This is a genomic window from Streptomyces coelicoflavus (genome assembly GCF_003112555.1).
Classification (GTDB): Bacteria; Actinomycetota; Actinomycetes; order Streptomycetales; family Streptomycetaceae; genus Streptomyces; species Streptomyces coelicoflavus.
On record NZ_BEWB01000019.1, the window covers coordinates 72,680 to 97,899 of the forward strand.

Consider the following 25,220-nt stretch of genomic DNA (forward strand, 5'->3'; position numbering starts at 1 on the left):
TGATCGGGTTACCGTGATCGTGCGATCTGGATCGCCGGGAACGGAGCCAGCGTGCGGAGCCCCCTCTCCTCCGGAGAGAAGGTTTGGGGCCTCTCCGTCGCCCTCTGTCCGTACCCACTTGGCCAGGTCGTGAGGGAGCTGGCCTCCCTGGATCGGATCACGCACGCGATGCGTGTCGCCGCCCAGGGGTTGAGTACGCCGGGGACCAGTGCACTCAAGACCGTTTGGAGTGTGCGGCTGAGCAGGCTCACTTCTGCTCGGTCTCCAGGAACGGTTGTAGACGGTGACCGCATCACCGGAGCGTTGGACTGGGCTCGGGTCAGCAGCCCGAGCACGGTGTTCCGGGCCGTCAACGGGACGACGATCATGGCGTGCACGCCCGCCCTGACCAGCGGTGCGAAGCCCTCCGGGTCGGTGGACAGCCACGGGTCGTCGGAGGAGACCCGGACCAGACGGGCCCGCAGGTCGTTGAGGACCTGCGTGTACGGCGTGGGGAAGGGCATCGGGCGGCTGTCGCCCTCCCGTCGGCTCACCTCCGTGGTCGGCGGGGCGAAGGACACCCGGCGCAGCGGAACCTCCGTCGGCGGGGGACCGGCCGGGCGTTCGGCGGCGGCGACACCGTCGTCCAGCAGGTCGACGGTGGCCGCGTCGGCGAAGGCCGGCACCAGGGCCCGTACCAGCTCGCCGGCCGTCGTCCGCGCGTCCAGTGTGGAGCCGACGGCCGCGTGCACCTCGCTGAGTACGGCGAGCCGGTCCGCGGCGGCCTGCCGCTCGGTCACGTCCTCGGCCACGCCCACGAGGCCGGGTCTGCCGTCGCCGAGGTCGTGCAGCGGGAAGAGGGACACCTCCACGGCGAGCGTGCGGTGCGGGTCGGACGGGGACCTGCCGCGGACCAGGCGGCCCCGCAACGGCTCGCCGGTCGCCAGTACCTCGTCGATCAGGCGCTGGAGTTCGCCCGCCTCGAAGCCGGGGGCGAGCTCCTCGACGCGCCGGCCGACGACGTCCTCGGCGGACAGCCCCCGGACTCCCCGCCCGGCCGGGTTGTAGCGGGCGATCCGCTGCTCGGAGTCGAAGACGAACAGCCCCTGGGGCGAGTTGGCGAACAGCGCGTTGAGCACCGCGGTGTCGCCGATGGGATCGCCGGTCACCACTCGCTCCCTTCGCGGCCCGGTCTTCCCCCTCACCTTCTCGCATCGGCTCCGCGCGGCAACTCGGCCGACGGGTGTGCTTGAGTCTGGGGCGGAGGGCAGAGAGCGCCCGGACGACCGCGGAGAGCGCGTGAAGGGAGGGTGCGCGTCGTGCACGTGCTGATCCTCGGCGGGACCACGGAGGCCCGCCGTCTCGCCGAACTGCTGGCGGCCGGACCGCTTCCGGTACCGCGTGTGACGACCTCCCTGGCGGGGCGGGTCTCCGCCCCCAGGACACCGCCCGGTGAGGTGCGCGTCGGCGGCTTCGGCGGCGCCGGAGGACTCGCCGCCTGGCTCCGCGAGCACACGGTGGACCTCCTCGTCGACGCCACGCACCCCTTCGCCGGCACCATCACCGGCAACGCGGCCCACGCCGCCGCCACCGCCGGGGTCCCCCTCCTCGTGGTGCGCCGCCCCGGCTGGCGGCGGGCCGAGGGGGACCTCTGGCACGACGCCGGTTCGCTGGCGGAAGCCGCCGCGCTGCTGCCCGCCCTGGCCGCCCGGCGGGTCTTCCTGACCACCGGCCGCATGGGCCTGGCCGCCTTCGCCCCGCTGACCGACCCGTGGTTCCTGGTCCGGTCCGTCGACGCGCCCGGGGAACCGGCCCCGCCCCGCATGGAGGTGCTGCTGGACCGCGGCCCCTTCACCCTCGCCGGGGAGCGCGAACTGCTGCGCCGGCACCGCATCGACGTCCTGGTCACCAAGGACAGCGGGGGAGCGGCCACCGCTCCGAAACTGACGGCCGCACGGGAGGCGGGGCTGCCCGTGATCGTGGTGCGCAGGCCGCCGGTGCCCGGGGGAGTGCCGGTCGTGACCGAGCCCGAAGCGGCGGCGCGGTGGGTCACGGAGACACCGGCGGGGGGCCGGCCGCACCGCTAGACCACGCCTGGTCGCAGGGTCCGGCCGCTCGGACCTGGGCGCAGGACCCGGCCGCTCACGTCCGAGCCGCGGTGCCGCTTCTCGCGTCCGAGCCGCGGTGCCGCTTCTCGCGTCCGAGCCGCGGTGCCGCTTCTCGCGTCCGAGCGCATGATCCGGCCGCTGACCGTCCCAGCCGCGGTGCCGCCGCTCACGTCCCTGCCGCGGTGCCGCCGCTCACGTCCAGGCGCACGGTCCGGCCGCTCACGTAAGGACGGCGGTCCCGCCGCTCACGTCCAGGCGCACGGTCCGGCCGCTCACGTACGGACCGCGGTCCCGCCGCTCACGTCCAGGCGCACGGTCCGGCCGCTCACGTACGGACCGCGGTCCCGCCCCCTCACTCCTCCTCGCTGGCGAGGGCGTTGATCGCGGCGGCGGCCATGGCGCTGCCCCCGCGACGTCCCCGCACGACGAGGTGCTCCACGCCCGAGGGGTGGGCGGCCAGCGCGTCCTTGGACTCGGCGGCACCGACGAAGCCGACGGGGACACCGATGACGGCGGCCGGGCGGGGCGCCCCCGCGTCGATCATCTCCAGGAGCCGGAAGAGCGCGGTGGGCGCGTTGCCGACGGCGACGACGGCGCCCTCCAGCCGGTCGCGCCACAGCTCCAGCGCGGCGGCGCTGCGCGTGGTGCCGAGCCTGGCCGCCAGCTCGGGGACGGCCGGGTCGGACAGGGTGCACAGCACGTCGTTGTCCGCGGGCAGCCGCTTGCGCGTCACGCCGCTGGCCACCATCCGCACGTCGCACAGGACGGGCGCACCGGCCCGCAGGGCCTCGCGGGCGCGGGAGACGACGCCGGGCGTCCAGGACAGGTCCCGGACGAGGTCGACCATCCCGCAGGCGTGGATCATCCGGACCGCGACCCGGCCGACGTCCGCGGGCAGCCCGGAGAGGTCGGCCTCCGCGCGGATGGTCGCGAAGGACTGGCGGTAGATGGCCGCGCCGTCCTTCTCGTAGTCGTACTCGTACTCGTTCTGTGAGTCGTACGGGGTCACGGTGCTCTTCTCGCTGCTCTCGGTCGGCTGACGGCCACGGCGGGGAGCTTACCGACAGGGCGCCGGCGGCGGTTTGTGGTGTGCCGCACGGTGAAACCCGGCAGACACCGACGACGTACGAAGCACGGGGAAGAGAAAGGGGAACGGTCACCATGACGACCACCGTGAGCGACCTGCTCCGTACCTACCCGGCCGACCTGGGCGGCGTGGACCGGGATGCCATGGCCCGGTGCATCGAGGAGTGCCTCAGGTGCGCCCAGGCGTGCACCGCGTGCGCCGACGCCTGCCTGTCGGAGCCCACGGTCGCCGATCTGACCAAGTGCATCCGCACCGACATGGACTGCGCCGACGTCTGCACCGCCACGGCCGCGGTCCTGTCCCGGCACACGGGCTACGACGCCAACGTCACCCGGGCCGTGCTCCAGGCCTGCGCGGCCGTCTGCGCGGCGTGCGGCGACGAGTGCGCCCGGCACGCCGACATGCACGAGCACTGCCGGGTCTGCGCCGAGGCGTGCCGCAGCTGCGAGCAGGCGTGCGGCGAACTGCTCGCCGGCCTGGGCTGAGACCGGCGGGCAGCAGCGTGTCGCGGTCGCTCAGTGGTAGGCGTGGACGACGGCGTGGCCCTTGCCGCGGCCGATCATCCACTTGTTGACCGGCGTGGTGATCACGAACGCGACGGCGAAGCCGCCGAGCAGGGCGTACCAGAACAGCCCGTCGGACAGGTGCGCGTCCATCGCGCCGGGGACGAGGGCGATGATGCCGTTGTCGATCAGCTCCATCACGGCGATGGAGACGGTGTCGGCGGCCAGTGCCACCCTGACCGCGGCCTTCATGGACACCCCGGCGCGCACGACCGCGAAGAGGGTGAAGGAGTAGCCGAAGACGAAGGCCAGGGCGATGGCCAGCACCATGGTCGGCGCGTTGCCCCACATCAGTGCGGTGCCGATGACCATGCCGAGGATCTCGCCGATGGCGCACCCGGTGAGGCAGTGCAGCGTCGCCCGCATCGCGGTCGTCCAGGTGGCGCCGTGTCCGTGCGCGGTTCCGGAGTGGTGCGTGCTGTGGTCCATGAGCCGGAGTATACCCCCAGGGGGTATCAGTCGGAAGGGGTCTGGCGCGACGTCACCACGCTTCCGAGTCCGCGGCCCCGCCGGCCCCGGCGGCCCCGCCGGCTCCTTCCGTCGCCGGGGCCGACGGGGCCGACGCCCGTACCCGCGCGGCGAGCAGCGGGAAGACGAGCACGGAGACCATCGCGGCGCCGACCAGTGACGCCGCCAGGCCCGCGTCGACGAGCTTCTGGTCGATCCCGATGGTCGTGATGGCGACGACCAGCGGCAGGCACGTCGAGGTGAACAGCGCGAGCGCCACCCGGTCCCCGCGGCCGAGGTCCCGGGGCGCGAGGAGGTACACGGGGAGGCCGTGCACCAGCAGGAAGAGCAGCAGGAACCCCGGCACCAGCAGCAGGGCGACCGGGTCGTGCAGCAGCGCGTCCAGATCGAACTCGATGCCGGTGACCACGTAGAAGAGGGGCACGAGGAAGCCGAAGCCCATGGCCTCCACCTTCCCGAGCACCTCCCCGCTGCTCGCGGGCGCGGCCCGGTGCAGGACGAGCCGGGCCAGGACACCGGCGGCGAACGCGCCCAGCAGCACGTCGAGGCCGAAGACCTCGGCGAGGCCCAGCATGCAGGCGAGCAGCAGCATCACGAACCGGACCGCGAACTGGCCGCTGCCGTGCAGGGTCAGCTCGGTCAGCCGGGCGAACCAGGGCGGCCTCGGGCGCAGCGCCCAGAACACCGCGGCGGCCGTGATCGCCCCGAACGCCGCCAGCAGCGCCGCCGACTCGGCCGGCCGGCGTCCGCTGAGCAGCAGTGCCACGGCGATCACGGGCCCGAACTCGCCGACCGCGCCGAACGCCGAGATCACCGTGCCGAACCGGCCGCGCAGCTCTCCGCGGTCCCGCAGCATCGGCAGTACGGTGCCGAGCGTGGTGCTGGTGAGCGCGGTACCGACGACGAACGCCTCGAACACGTCCCCGCCGCTGACGAGCAGTGCCACCGCGATGCCCGCGACGAGGGCGATCGGCCAGGACCACAGGGCGCGGCGCAGGGTGTCGCCGCGGGCGGCGGCGAAGTCGATCTCGTAGCCGGCCAGGAAGATCAGCATGGACAGACCGAGGTCGGCCAGCGTGTCGACGACGTCACCGGGACGGGCCCAGCCGAGCACGTCGGGACCCAGCAGGATGCCGAGGACGATCTCGAAGACGACCAGGGGGATGCGGAGCCGGCGCCCGGTGGCGTGGACGAGCAGCGGCGCCAGGACCGCGGCGGCCATGATCAGGACGAGGGTTCCCGGGTGACTCACGCGGCCGCGCCCCGCCGTCGGCCCACGGAGCGCCGCGCACGTCGCGAACCCGTGTTCCGTGACATCGACGCTCCCTCGCCAACGACGTGCCGGGCCGACGACGACACCACCCGGCCGCTGCCACTGTGGCCCCGGCGGTCGGACGGGACCACCCGGCGTACGCCGGACGTGGTTCGGCACGGCGGCGTGACGCGTCGTCCGGGGCGCCGTGCCGTGACCGGGTTCAGGTGGGTGCCGCGTTGCTGCCGGGCGCCCGGGGCTCCGGGGCGCCCCGGGTCGCTCAGGAGTGTGCGAGGAGTCCGCGTTCCAGGGCGACGACGACGGCGCGTGTGCGGTCGCTGACGTCGAGTTTCGCGAAGACCCGCAGGAGATGCGTCTTCACCGTGGCCTCGCCGATGACCAGCCGACGGCCGATCTCGGCATTGGACAGACCGTCCGCGACGGCGCGCAGCACGTCCCGTTCGCGGGCGGTGAGCGCGACCGGCTCCGGGCGGCGCATCCGGGCCACGAGGCGCTCCGCGACCTTGGGCGCGAGCACCGTCTCGCCGCGCGCCGCCGAGTGGACGGCGCCGGCGAGCTGCTCGCGGGTGGTGTCCTTGAGGAGGTAGCCGACGGCGCCGGCTTCCACGGCTCGTTCGATCTCGGCGTCCGTGTCGTAGGTGGTGAGGATCAGCACCCGGGTGGCCACCGGCAGGGCGACGATCTCGGTGGTGGCGGCCACGCCGTCGAGCACCGGCATGCGCAGATCGACCAGGGCCACGTCGGGGACGAGCCGCTCCACGAGGCCGACACCCTCGCGGCCGTCGCTCGCCTCGCCGACGATCTCGATGGTGGGCTCGTCGGCCAGCAGGGCGACGACTCCGGCGCGCATCACGGCGTGGTCGTCGACCACGACCACCCGGATCCGGCCGGGAACGGTGTCGGTCATGGTCAGTCCTGACTGTGCGTGGGAAGTCTGGCGAAGACGCGGGTGCCGTCTCCGAGGGAGCTGGTGACGGCAAGATCGCCACCGAGTTCGGCCAGCCGTCGACGCATGCCGTCGAGGCCGAAACCGCGGGACTCCTCGACGACGAAGCCGTGGCCGTCGTCGGTGATCTCCAGCTCGACGACGCCCGCGTGTTCGGTGAGGACGACGCCGACGGTGGAAGCGTCCGCGTGCTTGCGCACGTTGGCGAGGGATTCCTGCGTGCAGCGCAACAGGGCGACGCGGGTGCGCTGGTCCAGCTCGACGTCGGCCAGTTCGGCGGTGACGGTGAGGCCGGTGTCCTGGACGAAACGGTCCAGGGTCCTGCGCAGGGTGGTGGCCGGCGATCCGGGTGCGACGCCGCTCTCGGGGGCGGAGCCGACGAGCACCCGGGCTTCGGCCAGGTTCTCACGCGCGGTCTGCTCGATGGAGGTGAGCTGCTCGGCGCAGCGCCCGGGGTCACTGACGGCGGCGGCGCGGGCGGCCTCCGCGAGCACCACGATGGAGGCGAAGCCCTGGGCGAGGGTGTCGTGGATCTCCCGGGCGATGCGCTCACGCTCCTCGGCCGCGCCCCGCTCCTGGTAGGCGACCATCAACTCCTCCTGTGCGGTGCTGAGTTCGTTCGTCAGCTGTTGCTGACGCTCGTTGCTCCGGCCGACGAAGCGGTGCACCCACAGCCCCAGCCCCGTCCCCGCGCCGTAGGCGGCGGCGGTGAACACCACGTTGCCGGTGAGGAACTGGGGGCTCCAGCCCTGGCCGAGCGTGCTGCCGAGCACGGTGAGGGCCGCGGCGGCCCCGCTGAGCGCGACCGCGTCCCGCGGGGCGCGGGCGAGGAGCCAGAACTGCGGCAGGGACACCGCGTAGAAGGCGGCCCCGCCGTTCAGGAGCCAGGACGCCGCGCCGAGGACGAGGGCGAGGACGACGAGGTAGGCATGGGGTCGCAGGACACGGTTGTCCGGCCGGACGAGAACGGCGGTGTGGCACAGCGCGACCGCGGCGAGCAGGGCGAGCATCCAGTGCCTTCGGGCCGGTGACGCGTCGAGCACGGCGACGGCCGGGGGCAGCAGGCCGAACAGGGTCCAGCCCGCCGCGTTCCACCGCAGGACACGCTCCGGCACGAGCCGGTCGCCCGGCTGCCGCTGCCGCTCAGTCACGGTGATTCCCCTCGCGCGTACGGGAGTTGCGGGGCCGACGGTCGAGTCGATCAGCTTACCGATTCCAGGGGCCGCGGGGCCGGTTCGGTGCCCTGGAGAGCTCGGCGCACCGCGCGGGAGGGCCACCAGTTGGCCTCGCCCAGCAGGAGCATCACGGACGGCAGGACCAGCAGCCGGATGACGAAGGCGTCCAGGAGGACGGCGACCGCGAGGCTGAAGCCGATCTGCTTCATCTCGATGATGTGCAGGGCCGCGAAGCTGGCGAAGACCGTGACCATGACCACCGCGGCGCTGGTCACCACGCTCGCCGAGCTGCCGATGCCCTCGATCACGGCCTGCCGGGTCGGGACTCCGCGCAGGGCGGCCTCCCGGATCCGGCTGATGACGAAGACCTGGTAGTCCATCGACAGGCCGAACAGGATCACGAAGAGGAACAGCGGAACGCGGGCACCGATCGAACCGGTGGAGGTGAAGTCGACCAGGTCCTCGGCCCAGGTGTGCTGGAAGACCATGACGAGGACGCCGAGCGCGGCGGCGGCGGAGAGGAGGTTGAGGACGATGCCGATCAGGCCGAGGACCACGGAGCGGAACGCCCACACGGTCATGGCGAAGGTCACCAGGAGCAGTGCCCCGAGGATGAGCGGCAGCTTCTGCTCCTGGTGGACCGGATAGTCGGCGTAGCGGGCGACGTCACCGGTCACCGCGGTCTCGGCACCCTTCACCCGGCCGACGGTCCGCGGGACGTACGTGTCGCGGATGTCCTGGAGCGAGGACTGCGCCTCGTCGCTGCTGACGTAGTGCGGGACCTGCAGTTGCAGCATGCTGATCCGCCGGTCGGGCGACGAGGTCACCCGGGAGGTGCCGCTCAGTCGCGGGTCGTCCTCGACGTCGGCGGCGAGTTCGCGCAGGGCGGCGGTCACCTCGGGCGCACGGTCGGCGTCGGCGCGGACGACGACCTGGTGCATGGACTTCAGCTCCGGGAAGGCGGCGTTCGCCCGGTCGTAGACCTGCATGGCGGCGATGGAGCGGGAGTGCGTCTCGCGGCCCATGTCGGTGAGGTTGATGCCGAGGACCGGGGCGGCGAGGGCGACCAGTGCGAGGACGGCGACGACGAGCGTGGCGAGGGGGCGTCGGGCGACGGGACGCAGCGCGGCGGCGGTCAGGCGGCCGGGGCCGGCCACGCCCGTCCGCTTCCCCTTCTTCCGGGGAGCGAGCCCCCGGGCCGCCCGGCGCTCGGCGCGGCGCTCGGCCCGCATGCCCAGCGTGGCGAGCAGGGCGGGCAGCGCGGTCAGGGAGCTGACGACGGCGACGAGGGTGACGACGATCGCGCCGGTGGCGATGGACGAGAAGATGACGTCGTCGGCGAGGTAGAGGGTGGCGCTGGAGACGGCGACGGCGAGACCTGAGACGACGACGGCCCGTCCGGACGTGGCGGCGGCGAGTTCGACGGCGGCCCGCGGGCTCAGCCTGCCGCCCGCGCGGGCCCGTCCTCGCGCTCGCGCTTGAGGTAGAAGAGCGTGTAGTCGACGCCGACGGCGAGGCCGATGAGCAGGATGATGTTGATACCGATGCCGTTGTCGGGGAAGACGTGCGAGGCCACCATCGACAGCCCGACGGCCGCGGCGATCGAGGACAGGGCGAGCAGCAGCGGCACGAGGGCCATGGCCACGGAGCTGAAGACCACCAGCAGGGTGACGAGGGTGACCGGCAGGGCGATCATCTCGGTGCGCGCGAGGTCGTCGCCGCGCAGCTTGTCGACGCCCTTGCTGATGGACGGCGATCCGGTCTCCTCGACGCGCAGCGAGGGGTTGGCCTCCTGTACGGCCGCGGTCTGCTCGAGCAGCGCGTCGACGTGCTCCTTGCCCTCCCGCTCCGGGGCCTTCATGGTGACCGTGACCCGCACCGCCGTGTCGCCCGCGGCGCGTACCGGGTCCTCGACGGAGAGCACCTCGGGCAGCTCGGCCATCCGGGCGGCGACGTCGGCGGCGGCCGAGTCCGCGGCGGCGATGTCGAGCTTTCCGGTGCCCGGTTGGGCGGTGATCAGGACGTGTTCGACGGGGCGCTGCTGCAACCCGCCCTCCGCGGCGATCGCTTCGCCGCGTCCCGCCTCTCCGATACGGAAGTCCTCGGTGGTCGCCTCGTTGGTACCGACGGAGATGCCGACACCGAGGCACAGGACGACGAACACGAACCAGCCGACGATGCCCCGCCACGGACGGGCGGCGCTCCAACGTGCCATGCGTACAGGAAGGTTTCTCATGGCATCGATGCTCTTCGCCGGGGGCGTGCCGCCGACAGCGGCGACCGGTTGAACTTGGGGTCCACCGACTGGTGGACCCCCGGCCACGGTCGGTCCCCGGTGTTCACACCACGGGGCCCGTGCCCGCGAAGACCGCTTCGAGGATGCGATCGATGTAGGCGGGGGTGATCGGCTCCTGGGTGACCAGAAGCCTTGAACACCGCCGGCTGCCCGACGTCCCGCTCTGGCTCCTGCTCGCCCTCGTCGCCGTCGCGGCGGCAGCGACCCTGGGCGCCGCACTGGGCACCGCGCGCCGGATGCTCCGCACCCCGGCGGTCAGCGCGGTGGCACCCTCACCGCAAGCGACCCGTACGGCAGCGACCCGGCCCGCCGCGCCCGGTCGCTGCCGACGCCCGTGGCCCTGCCGGCCCCGGCTCGGGGCCACACAGCGTCGCGAGAGCCCGGGCGTTCCCGCTCACGCCGTCGCCTCCGGCTTCTCCGGGGCGATCTCGGCGATCAGTCCCTCGACCAGGGTCTTGATCTCGTCGCGGATCGGGCGCACGGCCTGGACGCCCTGGCCGGCCGGGTCGTCGAGCTTCCAGTCGAGGTACCGCTTGCCGGGGAAGACCGGGCAGGTGTCGCCGCAGCCCATGGTGATGCAGACGTCCGACTCGCGGACCGCGTCGACGGTGAGGATCTTCGGCGTCTCCTCGGAGATGTCGATGCCGACCTCGGCCATGGCCTCGACGGCCGCCGGGTTGACCCGGTCGCCGGGGGCGGAGCCGGCGGAGCGGACCTCGACGCGGTCGCCGGCCAGGTGGGCCAGCCACGCGGCGGCCATCTGGGAGCGGCCGGCGTTGTGGACGCAGACGAACAGGACGGACGGCTTGTCGGCCATGGTGATCGTTCTTTCTCGTCGCGCGGTGGTACCCGGCCACCGATGACTTCAGCTACCGCTGATATCAGCAAGTGGTGATGTGAGAGTATCAGTGCATGCTGACTTCAGTCGACCCTGATGTGATCCGGGCGCTCGGTGATCCGCTGCGCCTGAGGATCGTGACCCTCCTGGCGCGCGAGACGCTCTGCACGACGCACCTGGTCGAGGAGACCGGAGCCAAGCAGACCAACCTCTCCAACCACATGAAGGTGCTGCGCGAGGCCGGGATCGTGGAGACCGAGCCCTGCGGCCGCTACACCTACTACCGGCTCAAGTCCGAGGTCCTGGCCGGCCTGTCCGGGCAGTTCGCCGAACTCGCCGCCGCCGCCCGCACCGCCGCCGAGAACAAGAGGGCCTGCCCGTGACCTCCACCGAGCCCACCACCTCCGCTCCGGCCGGAGTCGGGGACGACTCGATCGTCAAGAAGCTTTCCACCCTCGACCGCTACCTCGCGGTGTGGATCCTCATCGCCATGGCCGTCGGCCTGGGGCTCGGGCGAGTGATCCCCGGACTGAACGACGCGCTGGCGAAGGTGGAGGTCGGCGGGATCTCCCTGCCGATCGCCCTGGGCCTGCTGATCATGATGTATCCGGTCCTGGCCAAGGTCCGCTACGACAGGCTGGACGCGGTCACCGGTGACCGCAAGCTGATGATCTCCTCCCTGGTCATCAACTGGGTCCTCGGACCCGCGGTCATGTTCGCCCTGGCGTGGATCTTCCTGCCGGACCTGCCCGAGTACCGCACCGGTCTGATCATCGTCGGCCTGGCCCGCTGCATCGCCATGGTCATCATCTGGAACGACCTCGCCTGCGGCGACCGCGAGGCCGCGGCCGTGCTCGTCGCGCTGAACTCGGTCTTCCAGGTCCTGGCGTTCGGCCTGCTGGGCTGGTTCTACCTCGACCTGCTGCCCGGATGGCTGGGCCTGGGCGGCGGGGAGCACCTGGACATCTCGATGTGGGAGATCGCCTTCAACGTGGTCGTCTTCCTGGGCGTCCCACTGCTGGCCGGCTTCCTGACCCGCCGGATCGGCGAGAAGAGGATGGGCCGCGAGAGCTACGAGTCCCGCTTCCTGCCGAAGATCGGCCCCTGGGCGCTGTACGGGCTGCTGTTCACGATCGTGATCCTCTTCGCCCTGCAGGGCAGGACCATCACCTCCCAGCCCCTGGACGTCGCCCGGATCGCGCTGCCGCTGCTGGTCTACTTCGCGGTCATGTTCTTCGGCAGCTTCGTTCTCGGCAAGGGTCTCGGCCTGGCCTACGACCGGACCACGACCCTGGCGTTCACCGCGGCGGGCAACAACTTCGAGCTGGCCATCGCGGTCGCCATCGCCACCTTCGGCGTCACCTCGGGTCAGGCCCTGTCCGGCGTCGTCGGACCGCTCATCGAAGTCCCGGTGCTGATCGGCCTCGTCTACGTCGCGCTCGCCTGGCGCAGGAAGTTCGCCGCCGACGCGGTGACCACGGCCCCGTGACGCGGCACGTGGACGTGGTGGTGGCCGGCGGTGGCCAAGCAGGGCTCGCCGCCGGCTGTCACCTGCGTCGTCTGGGTGTCGACTTCACCGTCCTCGACGCCGGACCGGCGCCGGGCGGGGCCTGGCAGCACATGTGGGACTCGCTGCACCTGTTCTCCCCGGCCGACCACTCCTCCCTGCCCGGCCGGCTCATGCCCGCACAGCCCGGCGAGACCTACCCCGACGCCGGTCACGTGGTGGACTACCTGACCGACTACGAGAAGCGCTACGGCCTGCCCGTCCAGCACGGCACCCGAGTGGACGCCGTGCACCGCGACGGCGACCGGCTCCTGGTGGAGGCCGACTCCGGTCCCTGGCGGGCCCGGGCAGTCATCAGCGCCACCGGCACCTGGTCGCGGCCCTTCGTCCCCACCGTCCCCGGCCGCGGCGACTTCACCGGCCGGCAGGTGCACACCGTGGACTACCGCCGCCCGGGCGACTTCGCCGGGCAGCACGTTCTCGTGGTCGGCGGAGGAAACTCCGGTGCCCAGATCGCGGCCGACCTCGCCCTGGACGCCCGCGTCGAGACGACGTGGGTCACCCGGCGTCCACCCCGCCTCCTGCCCGACGACGTCGACGGCCGCGTCCTGTTCGACGTCGCCACCGCCCGCCGCCGCGCTCTCGACGCCGGCCGTACCGACACGGGCGGGGTCGCCTCGCTCGGGGACGTCGTCGCCGTCCCGCCCGTCCGTGCCGCCCGTGACGCCGGACTCCTGCGGGCCCGCCCGATGTTCCGCCGGCTCACCGCCACCGGCGTCCAGTGGGACGACGGCAGTCGGTCGGAGGCGGACGCGATCATCTGGTGCACCGGCTTCCGGCCCGCCCTGGCCCACCTCGCCCCGCTCGGACTGCGCGGCCCGCGCGGCCGCATCGAGACCGCCGGTACCCGAGCCGTCGGCGAACCCCGCCTGCACCTGCTCGGTTACGGCGACTGGACCGGCCCCGCCTCCGCCACTCTGATCGGCGTGGGCCGCCCTGCCCGCGAGGCCGCCCGTCAGATCGCGCGCCGACTGGACCTCTGAACTCGCGACCCGGCCCGTGCGGCTGCCCGGGACCGGCCGCTGGGCCCGCGGCCGCAGTCAGCGGAACAGTGGTGAATCCGCCCCGCCACCAGGTCACCGCGGAGCCGGCTCATGGCGCCGGTCAGGCGCGCAGGTCGAGCATGGCCGCCATGGCCGCCACCACGGACGGGGCGACCCGGTAGTAGACCCAGGTGCCGCGCCGCTCGGAGGTCAGCAGGCCGGCCTCGCGCAGCTTCTTGAGGTGGTGGGAGACGGTCGGCTGGGAGACGCCGACGTCGGCGATGTCGCACACGCACGCCTCGCCGCCCGGGTGGGAGGCGACCTTGGAGAACAGCCGCAGGCGCACCGGGTCCGAGAGCGCCTTGAACATGGCGGCCATCTTCTCCGCGTCCGCCCGGGACAGCTCCCCGGCGGTGATCGGCGGGCAGCACGGCACGACGTCGCCGTCCCGCAGGACGGGCAGTTCCGCGACCTCTGAATTCGACATGTGTCTATGTTGACACTCGTCGATACGAGTGGCAAGCTCCGGGTTGTGGAGAGACATCGACAGATATCGAAGCAAGGAGCCGTCGTGACCACCAACCTCCGTGCCGTTCTCACCGCGGCCCGGGTCCGCCGCACCACCCGCCACCTGGCCGGCGTCAGCTTCTGCGACAGCTGCGCCCAGGTCGGTGACAGCGCCTCCCGAGCGGCCGAACGCCGGCGGCACGCCCAGACGACCGCCTTCACCCACGCGCGCTGACCCCCTTCACCCCCAGAGGAGACCGAGCATCATGAGCACCCAGCAGCTCCCCGTCATCGTCGTCGGTGCGGGCCCCGCCGGACTGGCCGCAGCCGCCCACCTCGTCGAGCGCGGCATCGAGCCCCTCGTGCTGGAGGCGGGCGACGAGGCCGGCGCGGCCGTGCGTGAGTGGAGCCACGTGCGGCTGTTCTCCACCTGGGGCGAGGTCGTCGACCCGGCCGCCGAGAAGCTCCTGGCCTCCACCGGCTGGACCCGGCCCGACCCGGCGACGTATCCCTCCGGCGGAGAGTGGGCCGAGCAGTACCTGCGGCCGCTCGCGGACGCCCTCGGCGACAAGGTCCGCACCGGGGCCGCCGTCACCGGTGTCTCTCGCGCCGGCCGCGACCGGATCGTCGACGCCGACCGGGAGCAGCAGCCGTTCGTCGTGCACGTCGAGTACGCCGACGGCCGTGAGGAGCGTGTCCTCGCCCGCGCCGTGATCGACGCCTCCGGCACCTGGACCACGCCCTCTCCGGCCGGCGGCAGCGGCCTGCCCGCCCTCGGTGAGAGGGCGGCGGCCGACCGGATCACCTACCGCGTACCGGACCTGAACGACCCGGCCGTACGCGCCCGTTACGCGGGCAGGCGCACGGCCGTCATCGGTTCGGGTGCCTCCGCCTTCACCGCGCTCGCGTACCTCGCCGAGCTGGCGGAGTCCGCCGACGGCGCGGGGACGAGGGGCATGTGGATCCTGCGCCGGGGGATCTCCGCGTCCACCTTCGGCGGGGGCACCGCCGACCAGCTCCCCGCCCGCGGCGCCCTCGGCCTCGCGGCGAAGGCCGCCGTCGACAAGGGGCACGCCGACGCGGTCACCGGCTTCCGCACCGAGGCGTTCGAACGCGACGCCGACGGACGTCTGGTCCTGGTGGGCGAGGACGGCCGACGCCTGGAGCCCGTGGACGAGGTGATCGTGCTGACCGGCTTCCGCCCCGACCTGTCCTTCCTGGACGAGCTGCGCCTGGGCCTGGACGAACGCCTCCAGGCGCCGGTCGTCCTGGCCCCGCTGATCGACCCGAACCAGCACTCCTGCGGCACCGTCTACCCGCACGGTCACCGCGAGCTCTCCCACCCCGAGCAGGGCGTCTACCTGGTCGGCATGAAGTCCTACGGCCGCGCCCCCACCTTCCTGGCCATGACCGGCTACGAGCAGGTCCGCTCCGTCGCCGCCGCCATCGCAGGCGACCTCGACGCCGCCGACCGCGTCGAACTCACCCTTCCCGAGACCGGAGTCTGCGGCGGCGCGGGCCTGTTCGACACCCCCGACGCCCAGTCGGCCGACGCCGGCGGCTGCTGCGCCGCACCGGAACCGCAGGTCGTGCAGCTCGTCCCGCCCACGGCAGTGGGCGCCGCCGCCGAGGACGCTCCGGCGGGCGGCTGCTGCGGCTCGTGACCGGCCTCAACACCCGCGACAGCGGGGCCGCGACCGGAGCAGGGGACCGGTCGCGGCCCGCGCCGCCCCGCCTGCCCCCTGCCCGGCACGGACCGTGAGCCGGGGCATCACCCGCGGCTCTTGCCCGCGATCCACCTTTCGGTACACGGTTTCCTGAATTCATGATTCCCTGTACCGTCATCGTGTGCTGACTGTTGCCCCCGAGATCGAGGTGCTGGTCCGGTTCGGCCGCGCGCTGGCCGACCCGATCCGCTGCCGCATCCTGCTCGCCCTGCGCGAGGCCCCCGCCTATCCGGCCGACCTCGCCGACGCGCTCGGCGTCTCCCGGACCCGGTTGTCGAACCACCTGGCGTGCCTGCGTGACTGCGGCCTGGTCGTCACGGTCCCCGACGGCCGCCGCACCCGCTATGAGTTGGCCGACGAGCGACTCGGCCACGCGCTGGACGACCTGCGCACCGCGGTGGTGGCCGTGGAGAGCGACCGCACGTGCGCCGAAGCCGACGACAAGGGGTGCTGCTGACTGTGAGCGCTGAGATCCCCACAACCCGCGGCCCTTCCCCGGCCCGCCGAGAAGTGCTGGCGACGCGGATACGACTGCTGGTCGCCGCGACGATCACCTACAACGTCGTCGAGGCGGTCGTCGCCATCACCGCCGGCACGGTCGCCTCGTCCACCGCACTGATCGGCTTCGGCCTGGACTCCGTCGTCGAGGTGTCCTCCGCGGCCGCGGTCGCCTGGCAGTTCCGCGCAGCCGATCACGCGGTGCGGGAGGCCCGGGAGAGGACGGCGCTGAGGATCATCGCGGTGTCGTTCTTCGCGCTCGCCGCGTACGTCACGGTCGACGCGGTCCGGGTGCTGACCGGAACCGGCGAGGCCGAGCGTTCCGTCCCCGGCATCGTGCTCGCCGCGCTCTCTCTCGCGATCATGCCGTTCCTGTCCGCCGCTCAGCGCCGGGCCGGGCACGAGCTCGGCTCCGCCTCGGCAGTGGCGGACTCCAAGCAGACGTTGCTGTGCACGTACCTCTCGGCGGTGTTGTTGGCGGGCCTCGTCCTCAACGCCACCCTCGGCTGGTCCTGGGCCGACCCGATCACCGCGCTGGCCATCGCCGGCATCGCGGTCAGGGAAGGACGTGACGCCTGGCGCGGCGAGGGCTGCTGCGCGCCCACCCCTCCGGTCGCGGCGGGGACCGTCGCGGCCGACGCCGAGGAGGACGCGTGCGGCTGCCGTCCGGGCTGCACCTGCTGCACCACGGGCGCGAAGGCCGGCCGGTGACCTCTCAGGGCGCCGGTCGGGCCGTGACCGACCCCTACGGCGTTCCGTTCAGGGCCACACCAGGCAGTACGGCTGATGCCCCGCCTCGTGCAGCCGGTGGCTGAAGTCCTGCCACTCGTGCAGCGATTGAACGAGGCGGGGCACTGACCTGGTACCTCTCGGCGAAGCGTGCGGTGACCTGCGGAAACTGCTTCCGGTAGTTCTCACGGGTCAACGCCGTTTCCCGGGCTCATGTGCCCTGGATGTGCCCTCTAGGGCGCCTACTGGATTGAAAGGATTTCGCACAGAGCCTCGGCATCGTCCATTCGACGTCTGCTTCGATCAGCAGCTCGTTGGGGCGATGCCCGGCATTGTTGGCCAGGCCCGTAGCGGAACCGAGCTTCTGTCCGGCCACGTCGGACGGCTGGTCGACACCGTCTCGTCCACGGTGTCGACACGGACGGTCAGGTACCTGCGCCCGGCGGCGAGGACAGCGGTGGCGGCCTTCTCGGCGGCCGCGTCATGCGAGCGGTACCCCACGATGTCACGGCCGTCGGCTGCGAGAGGTGCGCAGACCGCAGTACCGGTGCCCCAGCTGCCACTGCCGCATGCGGAACCTCCGGAGTATCGCGTTGATCGATCAGCTTGTGTTCGGCATCAGTTCCCTGGCAGCGGTTTGAAGGTGTCTTCCACTCCCGCGGGGAAGGACACATGGCCGTCCACCGACGGAACCTGCAGGGTCGCCTCCGCCGTTAGGGGTGCGGTCGGGTCGTCGTCCCGCCACCCCTGGCCCCGCAGATCGATGCGCGCCGGCTTCCGCCCCTTGAATACCCGCGCGATCGTGGCTTCGTTCGTGTCGTCGGTGCTGACGATGAGATGTATGCCGAATCGTGGCCCTTCCATCGCAACCTGTCTCAGCGCCGTGACCACTTCCGGCGCCAGCAGCAGCACCTTCTGGAAGTCGTCCACAACGACCATGAGGCGCCGCATACGGTGCGGGATGTCGTAGTCGGCCCCGTTGTATGTGAGCGACCCGAAGTCTGAGTCGTCGATGCTCCTGCCCAGTATGTTCCCGCGCTTTGTGACTTCCTGTCGGAGCTTCTCGCAGAACGAGAGGACGTGCGCTTGGTGGGCGCTCAGGTTAAGGAACGAGGCACCGCGCACGACGTCTTCGAAGCGGGCGAGCCCGCTGCGTCCGTTGTAGTCAGCGCGAACCAGTTCGAGACCTGTCGGGTTCTGTTGCGTTAGCTGGTCCAGCACGCGGCGCAGGACGCTCCTGCGGATTGCGGCCGGAAGCCCGCGGAGTAGGAGGTGGGGGCCTTGGCCACCGCGGTGTTCGCTCTCCAGGTCCAGTTCCACCGGATCTAGACCGGCATCCAGCCCGAGGGAGACCTGCATGGGCTGGCTGCCCCCGGGTCTCTGAAGCGCGAGGGAGTCGAGAGCGCGCCGCAGCCTGGCCGCAGACGGCCGGTGGGCGGGGTTCCTCCGCGTGCATGCCTCCAGAATCGCCGTCCAGTCGGGGGAGAGCAGACCGGCGGGCAGCGCCAATGGGGCTTCGGAGAGAGACTCCCCATGTCCCTCGCCCGTCGCCGCATCCATGAGGATGGCACCGAGCGCGTACACGTCGGACTCGCGGGTCGGTTCGCCGCCGGGCGTTTCCTGCTCCGGGGCACGGTACCGAGGGCGTGGCGCGTACGCGTCCAAGTGTGGGCTGGCCCTGCCGTCCACGGAAGCGGTCATCCACCCGGTGATCTGCATTTTCCGCCCCGCCACCAGTACGCAACGGGGGGTGAGCGAGCCGTGGACCAGGCCGTTCTCGTGGGCGTTGGCGAGGCTCGCCGCGAGCTGGCGGGCGACCTCCAGCAGGCCGGCCCGGTGCAGAGCGCCCTCGTGCCCTACAAAATCATGCAGGTTCGGTGCCGGTTCCGAGGCGCCGTCCAGTGCGCATTCGACGGCGAGCCAGGGCCGAAGGCGGTGGGCGTCCCAGGCCAGGAGGCGCGGCGCGAGGAAGCCGTCCAGCCGCTTCAGCGCCGTCACCTCGGTCGTCACGAGATCGGTGGCGTGCCGGGGGTTGTGCACCTCGGGTGTGCGGATGACGAGCACGCGGCCCTCGCCGTCGTGGGCCAGGAGCAGTCCGATATCCGCCCAGCCTCCCTCGTGCTCGGCGAACACCTCGTATGGCAGGCCGTCTGGGCCCTCGAAGCGACGGTCGGCGACGGACAGCCGGCACCATCCTGTCAGCTGCTCGTCGAGGACGAACCCATCCGGGAGCTCCCGCAGCTCGATGTGCGGGCTGAGCGGTTCGGGTGAGAATTCCGGTTCCGGCGGGGTGATACCGAGCCTGCGCCGGAGGGTCTCGTCGACCCAGCCGAAGGGCCTATGGTTGCCCGACCTGACCCTCTCCGGGCCCTCGGAGTGGGGAAGCCAGGCAGGGAATCCCGTCGACGCGTTCGGGAGTCCGCTGAGGTGGGCCGTGACCTCCCGAGCCGTCCGGACCAGTTCGGAGGGCGGCACCGTGCCCAGCAGAACCGTGCGGATGTCCTCGGTGAAGTCGAAGGTCCTCTGGTGCGGGAGGTCGGCGGAGCCCTCGACACCGTGCATGAGGCCGCCGAGGAAGACCTCCGCCAGGTGGGCCGTGTCGACGGACGGCTGCAGGGCATGCTGGACGAGCCGCATCACCGGGACGGGGAGTGGTGCCACGGCCGCCAGGTGCGCCGCCAGGCGGTACGCCTCCGAGGACGCCGAAGTTTTGAACCGCAGCACGGTCTCCTCCGCCGCTACGGACCCGGCGGGCCGGGTGAACACTCGTGCGCCGACGGCGGGAACAGGCGTGTCTGGACCCGTCAGGAGCGGAAGCACCGCGGTCTCTCCGGGGGAGCCGATGAGCTGTGCCCAGGTGCCGATGTCGCTTCGCTCCGCGGAGAGCACCGGGACCGGGACGCCGTTGTAGGGGGCCATTTCCGGCGGCAGGACGGGGTCCTCGACGTGCCAGGACCGGTTGGCCGCTCCCCGGCGGCGGGTCGTCACGCGCCAGGGCCGCGCGTCGATGCCCGAGCCCGCCCAGAGCCGTGGCGGGAGCGCGTGGAGGAGGGCCACTGGCCCCGTCGATGCGGCGCGGTCGAGCTCTCGGTGCATCGTCCCGTCCCGCCAGGCCCGTCCGACGCCATCGCTCACGACGAGAAGCAGGGTGTTGCCGGAGGGGTCGAGGACCGTGGACATCGGTCGCGCCCGGTCGCGCCCCCCGTATGGGCGGCCGGTCAGCCGGGGACCGCCGGGAGTGCGGCTGTCGAGGCCGTGGAGGCGGACGTCCCGGAAGGCTCCGCACCGCTCCATCAGAGCACGGACCTCGCCCGCAAGTCGCTGCCACAGGAGCATCGAAACGCCGTCGTCGACGAGAACCACCAGGTCGAGCCAGCGGGTCCGTGTGGGGCGGAGCACGGCGTCGGGGAGACCGGTCTCGGCCATGGCGGAGACTGTCGCGTCGACGTCGAGTTCGTTGCGCAGCGGGTCGGGACGGAGCTGTCGCAGGGGGCGCAGGGCGCGACCGATTCGGAGCTCCGTACCGTCGAGCGCCTTCATTCCCTGGGCGCGTACGGCCATCGCGGACCGGTCGGAGGAGACGGCCTGACTCGGCGGCACGGGGGCTGCGTGCAGTCCGTCCTCTTGCGAGGGGCGCGCTCCGCCGGTCGGCGGGGTGCCGAAGGCCGTCGTTCCGTCTCGATGCTCGTCCCGGCCCTCGAAGGGCGGCTCGGTGGCGGGCTCGGCCGGGGCCGGGGACGCTGCCTTAGCGGCGGGCTCCGCGGCCTGGGCCAGCCGTGCCAGTGTCGTGGCCGCCGCCGGGGGCAACCGTGCCGCGAGCCACAGCGCGTCGCGGAGCTCCTCGGCGTCGAGGAGTTCGCCGTCGCCGGACAGGGCGTCGCGCACCCGGTGCAGCATGGCCCTGGTCACAGGGTACGCGCGAGCCGGTGTAGGACGGCGTCCAGCAGTCCGTCCGCGTCGAGTTCGACGCCGCCACGCCGGAGGAACACGGCGTTGAGGAGCTGGTCCGTCGCGAGCTCACCGCGCGCTCTACGGGCGAGGAATGCACGCATCAGGTCGTCGATCTCGAGCGTGCCGTGGGCTCCGGAGCCGTCTTTCGGGTCAAGGTGGGCGGAGATGATGGCGCGCAGTCGGTTTTCGTCCGGTTCTGGGAGGTCGAGGCGGACGCAGCGGCGCAGGAAGGCCGGCGGAAAGTCCCGTTCGCCGTTGCTGGTGATGATGACGACGGGGAACTCGGAGCAGCGGACGCGGCCACGGACGACCTCGGTCCACTTGCCGGTGTCGGCGGTCATCACGCGTACCGAGGACTGTTCCTCTGGGAGACGGGCGAGCTCGGGAATCTCAAACTCGCCTTCCTCGAAGACGTTCAGGAGGTCGTTCGGCAGGTCGACGTCGCCCTTGTCGAGTTCGTCAACGAGGAGCACGCGCGGCGACTCCGATGCCACCAGAGCGGTGCCGAGCGGGCCGAGCCGCAAGTACGAGCCGATGCCCGGGTCCAGCGGCGTGGAGCCGTCACCGCCGTGGGGTTCACGGCTCATGTTGGTCTCGCGTAGCCTGCCGATGGCGTCGTAGCGGTACAGCGCGTCCTGGAGTGTGGTGCGGCTGTTGACCGGCCAGTGCAGGACGGGACCGAGGGACAACTCGTGGGCCACGGCGTACGCCAGGGACGACTTGCCCGTCCCGGGGTGTCCGGTGACAAGAAGCGGTCGGCGGAGCAGCAGTGCGGCGTTGACAACGTCCGCTTCCTGAGGGCCGATCAGATAGGGCCGGTTTCGGTGGGAGGTGTCCGTCTCCCCGTCCGTGTCGCCGCCGAACCGCCGCCAGGGCGGTGCCTCGGGGAAGGTGATGGTCTTGGCGCGGCCGTCGCCCTTGAACAGCCGCCAGTCGGCGTCCTGCCCGTCGTCGGCCGTGTCCTGCTGCCCGTGGGGTTCGTGGGCCGTCATCGAGTGTCCGTCCTTCTCCATGGTGCGGGGGTCCGGTGGGTGTGGTGCGTCATGACGGGTCGGCCAGCTGCAGCGGTCCTGGCAGCGCCAGTTCGCCTTCCTCCCAGATGAGGGCCGGTCGCGCCACCCCGTCCGAGGCCGAGGCGGCGTACTGCGACTTTCGGAACTCCTGAAGTCGTCGAGGGAGCTTGTCGAGGGGGCCGGTGGGGTCGAGGGCGTCCATTCGGGGCGCGTCCTCGTGCGAGTCGGCGTCTCGGTCCCACAGCACGACGGGTACCCCCATGGCCAGACACACGTGGAGGAGCTGCTGTCGTCGCTCCGGCGGCCCGTGGAGGACGACCCGCGCGGTGTCGCGGTGGGGTTCGTCCAGGAGTTTATGCAGGCTCATGATGTCGTGGCACGACTCGTCGACGACGAGTGTCCCGTCGCCCCCGACCGCCCAGCGTCTGCGCATCTCGCTCGCCGCCGTGGGGACGCTGCCGGTCAAGTCGGGGCAGCGCAGCGTGACCTGATAGCGGCCGCCCAGCGGCGTGCTCAGTTCGGCGAGGTCGGGGAAGAGGTCCCCCAGTACACTGCCCGCGTCCCACTCGTCGACGGGGATGTCCAGTCCGTCGGCCTTCACCACTACGTCGACGCGCGTCGGAGCGTGACCGTTCGCCGCCTCGTTGCCGTCCACCGTCTGGCGTATCAGCCGCCCGATCTCCCCGGGCTCCACGGGGTCTTCCGGGGTGGCCACCGTCGTGCGCCCGCCGTCCTTGTGACTGAGCCAGATCTCGCACAGGAAGCGGTCCGGATCGGCGGCTCCCGCCCGGTGGAGCCGTACGATGACCTGCGTGACGGGCGCGGGGACGCGGGCGGCCCATGCTTCGGCGTCCGCGCGGCGTTCCGCGAGCGCGGCGACGCTGATGCCCAGGCGTCCGGTGACACGTTCGCACCAGGCGCGCAGCCACCACCGTCGGTCTGGGTCGGCGACGGCGGCAGCCACGAACTCCGCTAGCCGGAGCAGCGCGGGGACGGGCAGGGAGCCGGTCGTGGCGCCGCGCCCGTCCGGGTACTCCTCCAGCGCCCGTACGACGGCGTCGACGGCCTTCTCCTCCAAGCGGGGAGAGCGCGTCAGCGCTTCCGGGAGCTCCAGGAGCCGCAGGGCCTCATGCGCCGCGCGCGGGATCAGCTCCGGCTCGTCCAAGGCGACCTTGAGCAGGGCGGTGTGCAGCTGCTCGTGTTCGGTGACAGAGAGCAGCCTGACGGCGGGCTCGACGCGGCCGAGCGCCAGCAGGCCGTTCAGCGTTGTGCGGTCGTCTTCGTGGCCGCCGACCACGGGAGTCAGCGACTCCGTCAGGGTGGCCAGTGCCCGTTCCTCAGTGAGCAGCAGCGTGGCCAGCTCATCCAGGGTGGGCGCTGACTGCTCGCCAGCCGAGGGTGCCTCCAAGCCGAGGCCGGCGGCGAGGTGCCTGCAGTGGTCGGCACGGCGCGCCGTGTCGTCCAGCAGGGCCCGCAGCAGCGGGACCATCTGGCGTACGGAGTCCTCGGCCGGTCCCGTACAGGCGAGGTGATCCGGTGCGACGACCTCGCATCCGGCGAGGATGTCGTGTGCGCCCGCGCGGGTCAGGCGCTCCCGTACCGTCTGCCAGGGCATGGCCCAGCTGCGCCGGACGGTCTCCTGCGCTCGCAAGGGGTCCTGGCCGGGAACCACCTGGGCGATGACGAGTCCGGCGACGGTGCGGTCGGACTTTACCCTCAGGGGGCCGCCGCTGTAGCCGGGTCCGATGGCGGCGCCGGTCAGGGAGCCGTCGAGGTAGCAACCGGGGCCGTCCCGGAAGCCGGCCACGGTGTCGGCGTAGGTGATGCCGACACCGCCGCCGTGCCAGGCGCGGAGTTCCAGCCCCTCGGTCATGTCTCGCCAGACCACGGGGGTGGCCCACTCGGGGGCCGTCTCCTCCAGCTCGAGCACCGCCAGATCGCCGTCCCACACGACGTCGCCCGACCGTGGCTCGGGCGCCACCCAGACCGACAGCCGGGCCCAGCTGTACCGAGAGGTCCTGCCGGAGCCGTGGAAGGCAATTCTCAAATACTCCTCGCCGGTGGGGCGTTCGGCGCAGAGCAGATCCCGCCCCACCGCGTCGTTGACGACGTGTGCGCAGGTCAGCAGGTGGTTCGGCGAAAGCAGAGCGGCTGCTCCGGCCGCCTTTTTGTCGCTCTCTCGCAGCAGTGCGGCGTAGGAGACCGGCGCTGCCGGTCGGCTGAACCAGCCCATCGGCTACGTCGGGGAGGCGTCGTCGGTGCCCTGGTTCTGCCAGGTGGCGCTGACGGTCATGGTCGCCTGGCCGTTGGCGCCGACGATCCCGAGCTTGAGGTCTTGGCCGATCTGGATACCGAACTCGACCGTCAGCTCCTGGGGTGGGTGCGCGGTGGCGGATACCGCGGTGTGGACCTCTTCGAGCAGCGGGCCGAGCGGCCGCAGAGCGGACTGGAGCACGTCCTGGGCGAGCACGGTGACCCGTCGACCGCGGGCGACCGGGATGACGGCACCGAAGCCTTCCGGCAGGTCGGCGGTGTCTGCGGAGGGGGCGGCGGGCGCGAGTGCGGAGACCGGTTCTCCGACACCGGCGAGTTCCACGCGGATCGCGGCACCGGCGAGTTCGACTTCGAGGTGGTCGGGCATGCGCCACATTGTGCCCGAGCGACGCGGCCGCACCGAACTTCCTCCGGAATCCGTCCACAGCCCGTCAGAACGAGGGCCTCCAGACGTAAATGACGGTCTCCGTCAAGGCGTCAGAACCGGCTGGTCCTCTTCCTGAACGTACCTGTTCAGCGGCGGCTCCTGGGCGAGGACGGCGCCGATGATGACTCCGGGGAGGAACTCTCGGTGGAAGTCGGAGCCGCGTGCCGGTCAACGCAGTGCCTTGGCCAGGAGGTCTTGCGGTCGGGAGTCTCGGAGAAAGGGTCCCCGGGGTCGATGTGGTGGTCGCGGGTGGACACGACGACGTGCTGGTACCCGGCCTCCGCGGCGCGTCCGACCAGGTCGCGCACCTTTACGGCGATTTCGGGTCCACCTGCCACAGCGACACTGCCGCCCTCGCAGAAGTCGTTCTGCACGTCCACCCGAGAAATGCCTAGGGCATCGCTACCGCCTTGGGCAGCTCCTCCCTTTCCCGCAGCATTTCTTGCACAGAGGGTCGACAATATCGACGGCCCCGACGAGAAGGGCACTGCCAGCGGATGGCTACCGGAGTCGGTCACAACTACTCCAGGGACATGCGGGAGAGGTCGCCGGAACGGGTAGGGCGTCCGCAGGTCGGGTCCGGCTGGTAGGTCATGCGTACAGTGCTCTCGGTCTTCCCTACTGCGTTGCGTCGCAGGTCATGCAGCGGCTCACGGCCGCTCGCTCGGTGTTGCCCTGCGTGGCATGTAGCGGGTTGGAAGGTGCGAGACGGCGCCATGCTCCCGGTGAGGGAGTGAGCACCCATCCGTAGAGGGGTGGTCGAATGTCGGCCGGATCGATGTGCCCGCAGCCGGGGAGGTGGGCCTTGCCA

Annotated in this window: 21 protein-coding genes and 2 pseudogenes; 9 read left to right on the forward strand and 14 right to left on the reverse strand. The window is 72.0% G+C overall.

Annotation, left to right across the window (positions count from 1 at the left end; all coding sequences use genetic code 11):
• Positions 1 to 8 precede the first annotated feature (8 nt).
• Positions 9 to 1,148, reverse strand: a complete 1,140-nt coding sequence (locus Sco07f_RS35730; RefSeq protein ID WP_244942223.1) for a PAS domain-containing protein — start codon at positions 1,146 to 1,148, stop codon at positions 9 to 11.
• Positions 1,149 to 1,298: 150 nt separating this feature from the next.
• On the opposite strand from Sco07f_RS35730, the gene Sco07f_RS35735 reads away from it, so the two are divergent.
• Complete coding sequence (locus Sco07f_RS35735; RefSeq protein ID WP_108990324.1) at positions 1,299 to 2,066, forward strand: cobalt-precorrin-6A reductase; 768 nt, start codon at positions 1,299 to 1,301, stop codon at positions 2,064 to 2,066.
• Positions 2,067 to 2,439: 373 nt separating this feature from the next.
• Here the strand turns inward: Sco07f_RS35735 and Sco07f_RS35740 are convergent, their stop codons facing one another.
• Positions 2,440 to 3,096 carry a precorrin-8X methylmutase gene (locus Sco07f_RS35740; protein WP_054099379.1) on the reverse strand — a complete coding sequence of 219 codons (657 nt, stop codon included), beginning with the start codon at positions 3,094 to 3,096 and terminating at the stop codon, positions 2,440 to 2,442.
• Positions 3,097 to 3,248: 152 nt separating this feature from the next.
• Between Sco07f_RS35740 and Sco07f_RS35745 the strand changes: the two genes are divergently transcribed.
• Entirely contained in the window at positions 3,249 to 3,659 is a 411-nt protein-coding gene (locus Sco07f_RS35745; RefSeq protein ID WP_087789967.1) for a four-helix bundle copper-binding protein, read from the forward strand.
• A gap of 30 nt (positions 3,660 to 3,689) precedes the next feature.
• On the opposite strand, the gene Sco07f_RS35750 is transcribed toward Sco07f_RS35745, so the two are convergent.
• The 6 genes and pseudogenes from Sco07f_RS35750 to Sco07f_RS35780 all read right to left on the reverse strand — a co-directional run bounded on the left by Sco07f_RS35750 (position 3,690) and on the right by Sco07f_RS35780 (position 10,712).
• Positions 3,690 to 4,166, reverse strand: a complete 477-nt coding sequence (locus Sco07f_RS35750) for a DUF4396 domain-containing protein (protein WP_108990325.1) — start codon at positions 4,164 to 4,166, stop codon at positions 3,690 to 3,692.
• A 52-nt stretch (positions 4,167 to 4,218) separates the two neighbouring features.
• Positions 4,219 to 5,457, reverse strand: a complete 1,239-nt coding sequence (locus Sco07f_RS35755) for a cation:proton antiporter (RefSeq protein ID WP_108990326.1) — start codon at positions 5,455 to 5,457, stop codon at positions 4,219 to 4,221.
• Between the two features lie 280 nt (positions 5,458 to 5,737).
• Complete coding sequence (locus tag Sco07f_RS35760) at positions 5,738 to 6,385, reverse strand: response regulator (protein ID WP_087789965.1); 648 nt, start codon at positions 6,383 to 6,385, stop codon at positions 5,738 to 5,740.
• A 2-nt stretch (positions 6,386 to 6,387) separates the two neighbouring features.
• Positions 6,388 to 7,575 carry a sensor histidine kinase gene (locus Sco07f_RS35765; protein ID WP_108990327.1) on the reverse strand — a complete coding sequence of 396 codons (1,188 nt, stop codon included), beginning with the start codon at positions 7,573 to 7,575 and terminating at the stop codon, positions 6,388 to 6,390.
• A 50-nt stretch (positions 7,576 to 7,625) separates the two neighbouring features.
• Positions 7,626 to 9,835, reverse strand: a pseudogene (locus Sco07f_RS35770) (MMPL family transporter).
• A 454-nt stretch (positions 9,836 to 10,289) separates the two neighbouring features.
• Positions 10,290 to 10,712, reverse strand: coding sequence for an arsenate reductase ArsC (locus Sco07f_RS35780; RefSeq protein WP_087789963.1), 423 nt, complete (start codon positions 10,710 to 10,712; stop codon positions 10,290 to 10,292).
• Positions 10,713 to 10,807: 95 nt separating this feature from the next.
• On the opposite strand from Sco07f_RS35780, the gene Sco07f_RS35785 reads away from it, so the two are divergent.
• Genes Sco07f_RS35785 through Sco07f_RS35795 form a run of 3 tightly spaced genes read left to right on the forward strand, consistent with a single transcriptional unit; the run spans position 10,808 to position 13,283 of the window.
• On the forward strand, positions 10,808 to 11,116 hold the full coding sequence (locus tag Sco07f_RS35785; RefSeq protein WP_007387538.1) for an ArsR/SmtB family transcription factor: 309 nt from the start codon (positions 10,808 to 10,810) through the stop codon (positions 11,114 to 11,116).
• On the forward strand, positions 11,113 to 12,222 hold the full coding sequence (arsB, locus tag Sco07f_RS35790; protein ID WP_108990328.1) for an ACR3 family arsenite efflux transporter: 1,110 nt from the start codon (positions 11,113 to 11,115) through the stop codon (positions 12,220 to 12,222). Before Sco07f_RS35785 ends, arsB begins: the two co-directional genes overlap by 4 nt.
• Complete coding sequence (locus Sco07f_RS35795) at positions 12,219 to 13,283, forward strand: ArsO family NAD(P)H-dependent flavin-containing monooxygenase (protein WP_108990329.1); 1,065 nt, start codon at positions 12,219 to 12,221, stop codon at positions 13,281 to 13,283. The genes arsB and Sco07f_RS35795 overlap by 4 nt, the downstream gene beginning before the upstream one ends.
• 121 nt (positions 13,284 to 13,404) lie before the next feature.
• On the opposite strand, the gene Sco07f_RS35800 is transcribed toward Sco07f_RS35795, so the two are convergent.
• Positions 13,405 to 13,770 (reverse strand): ArsR/SmtB family transcription factor, encoded by a 366-nt coding sequence (locus tag Sco07f_RS35800; RefSeq protein ID WP_087789960.1) that lies wholly within the window; start codon positions 13,768 to 13,770, stop codon positions 13,405 to 13,407.
• Between the two features lie 84 nt (positions 13,771 to 13,854).
• On the opposite strand from Sco07f_RS35800, the gene Sco07f_RS40275 reads away from it, so the two are divergent.
• From Sco07f_RS40275 to Sco07f_RS35815, 4 genes are all read left to right on the forward strand, one after another.
• Complete coding sequence (locus Sco07f_RS40275) at positions 13,855 to 14,025, forward strand: hypothetical protein (protein WP_167468323.1); 171 nt, start codon at positions 13,855 to 13,857, stop codon at positions 14,023 to 14,025.
• Between the two features lie 31 nt (positions 14,026 to 14,056).
• A complete protein-coding gene (locus Sco07f_RS35805; protein ID WP_108990330.1) occupies positions 14,057 to 15,454 on the forward strand; it encodes an NAD(P)-binding domain-containing protein in 1,398 nt (465 codons plus the stop codon).
• Between the two features lie 184 nt (positions 15,455 to 15,638).
• The gene (locus Sco07f_RS35810) at positions 15,639 to 15,974 is read left to right on the forward strand and encodes an ArsR/SmtB family transcription factor (RefSeq protein WP_087789957.1); all 336 of its coding nucleotides are present in this window, start codon (positions 15,639 to 15,641) and stop codon (positions 15,972 to 15,974) included.
• A gap of 2 nt (positions 15,975 to 15,976) precedes the next feature.
• A complete protein-coding gene (locus Sco07f_RS35815) occupies positions 15,977 to 16,726 on the forward strand; it encodes a cation efflux transmembrane domain-containing protein (protein ID WP_167468324.1) in 750 nt (249 codons plus the stop codon).
• A 636-nt stretch (positions 16,727 to 17,362) separates the two neighbouring features.
• Here the strand turns inward: Sco07f_RS35815 and Sco07f_RS35820 are convergent.
• From Sco07f_RS35820 to Sco07f_RS40925, 5 genes and pseudogenes are all read right to left on the reverse strand, one after another.
• Complete coding sequence (locus Sco07f_RS35820) at positions 17,363 to 20,641, reverse strand: SAV_2336 N-terminal domain-related protein (RefSeq protein WP_159107023.1); 3,279 nt, start codon at positions 20,639 to 20,641, stop codon at positions 17,363 to 17,365.
• An 8-nt stretch (positions 20,642 to 20,649) separates the two neighbouring features.
• A complete protein-coding gene (locus tag Sco07f_RS35825) occupies positions 20,650 to 21,687 on the reverse strand; it encodes an AAA family ATPase (RefSeq protein WP_108990372.1) in 1,038 nt (345 codons plus the stop codon).
• A 49-nt stretch (positions 21,688 to 21,736) separates the two neighbouring features.
• Complete coding sequence (locus tag Sco07f_RS35830; RefSeq protein WP_108990332.1) at positions 21,737 to 23,941, reverse strand: VMAP-C domain-containing protein; 2,205 nt, start codon at positions 23,939 to 23,941, stop codon at positions 21,737 to 21,739.
• 3 nt (positions 23,942 to 23,944) lie between these two features.
• Complete coding sequence (locus Sco07f_RS35835) at positions 23,945 to 24,349, reverse strand: CU044_2847 family protein (protein WP_108990373.1); 405 nt, start codon at positions 24,347 to 24,349, stop codon at positions 23,945 to 23,947.
• Positions 24,350 to 24,517: 168 nt separating this feature from the next.
• Positions 24,518 to 24,798: pseudogene (locus Sco07f_RS40925) on the reverse strand (cysteine hydrolase family protein); the annotation flags it as partial.
• Between the last annotated feature and the right edge of the window lie 422 nt (positions 24,799 to 25,220).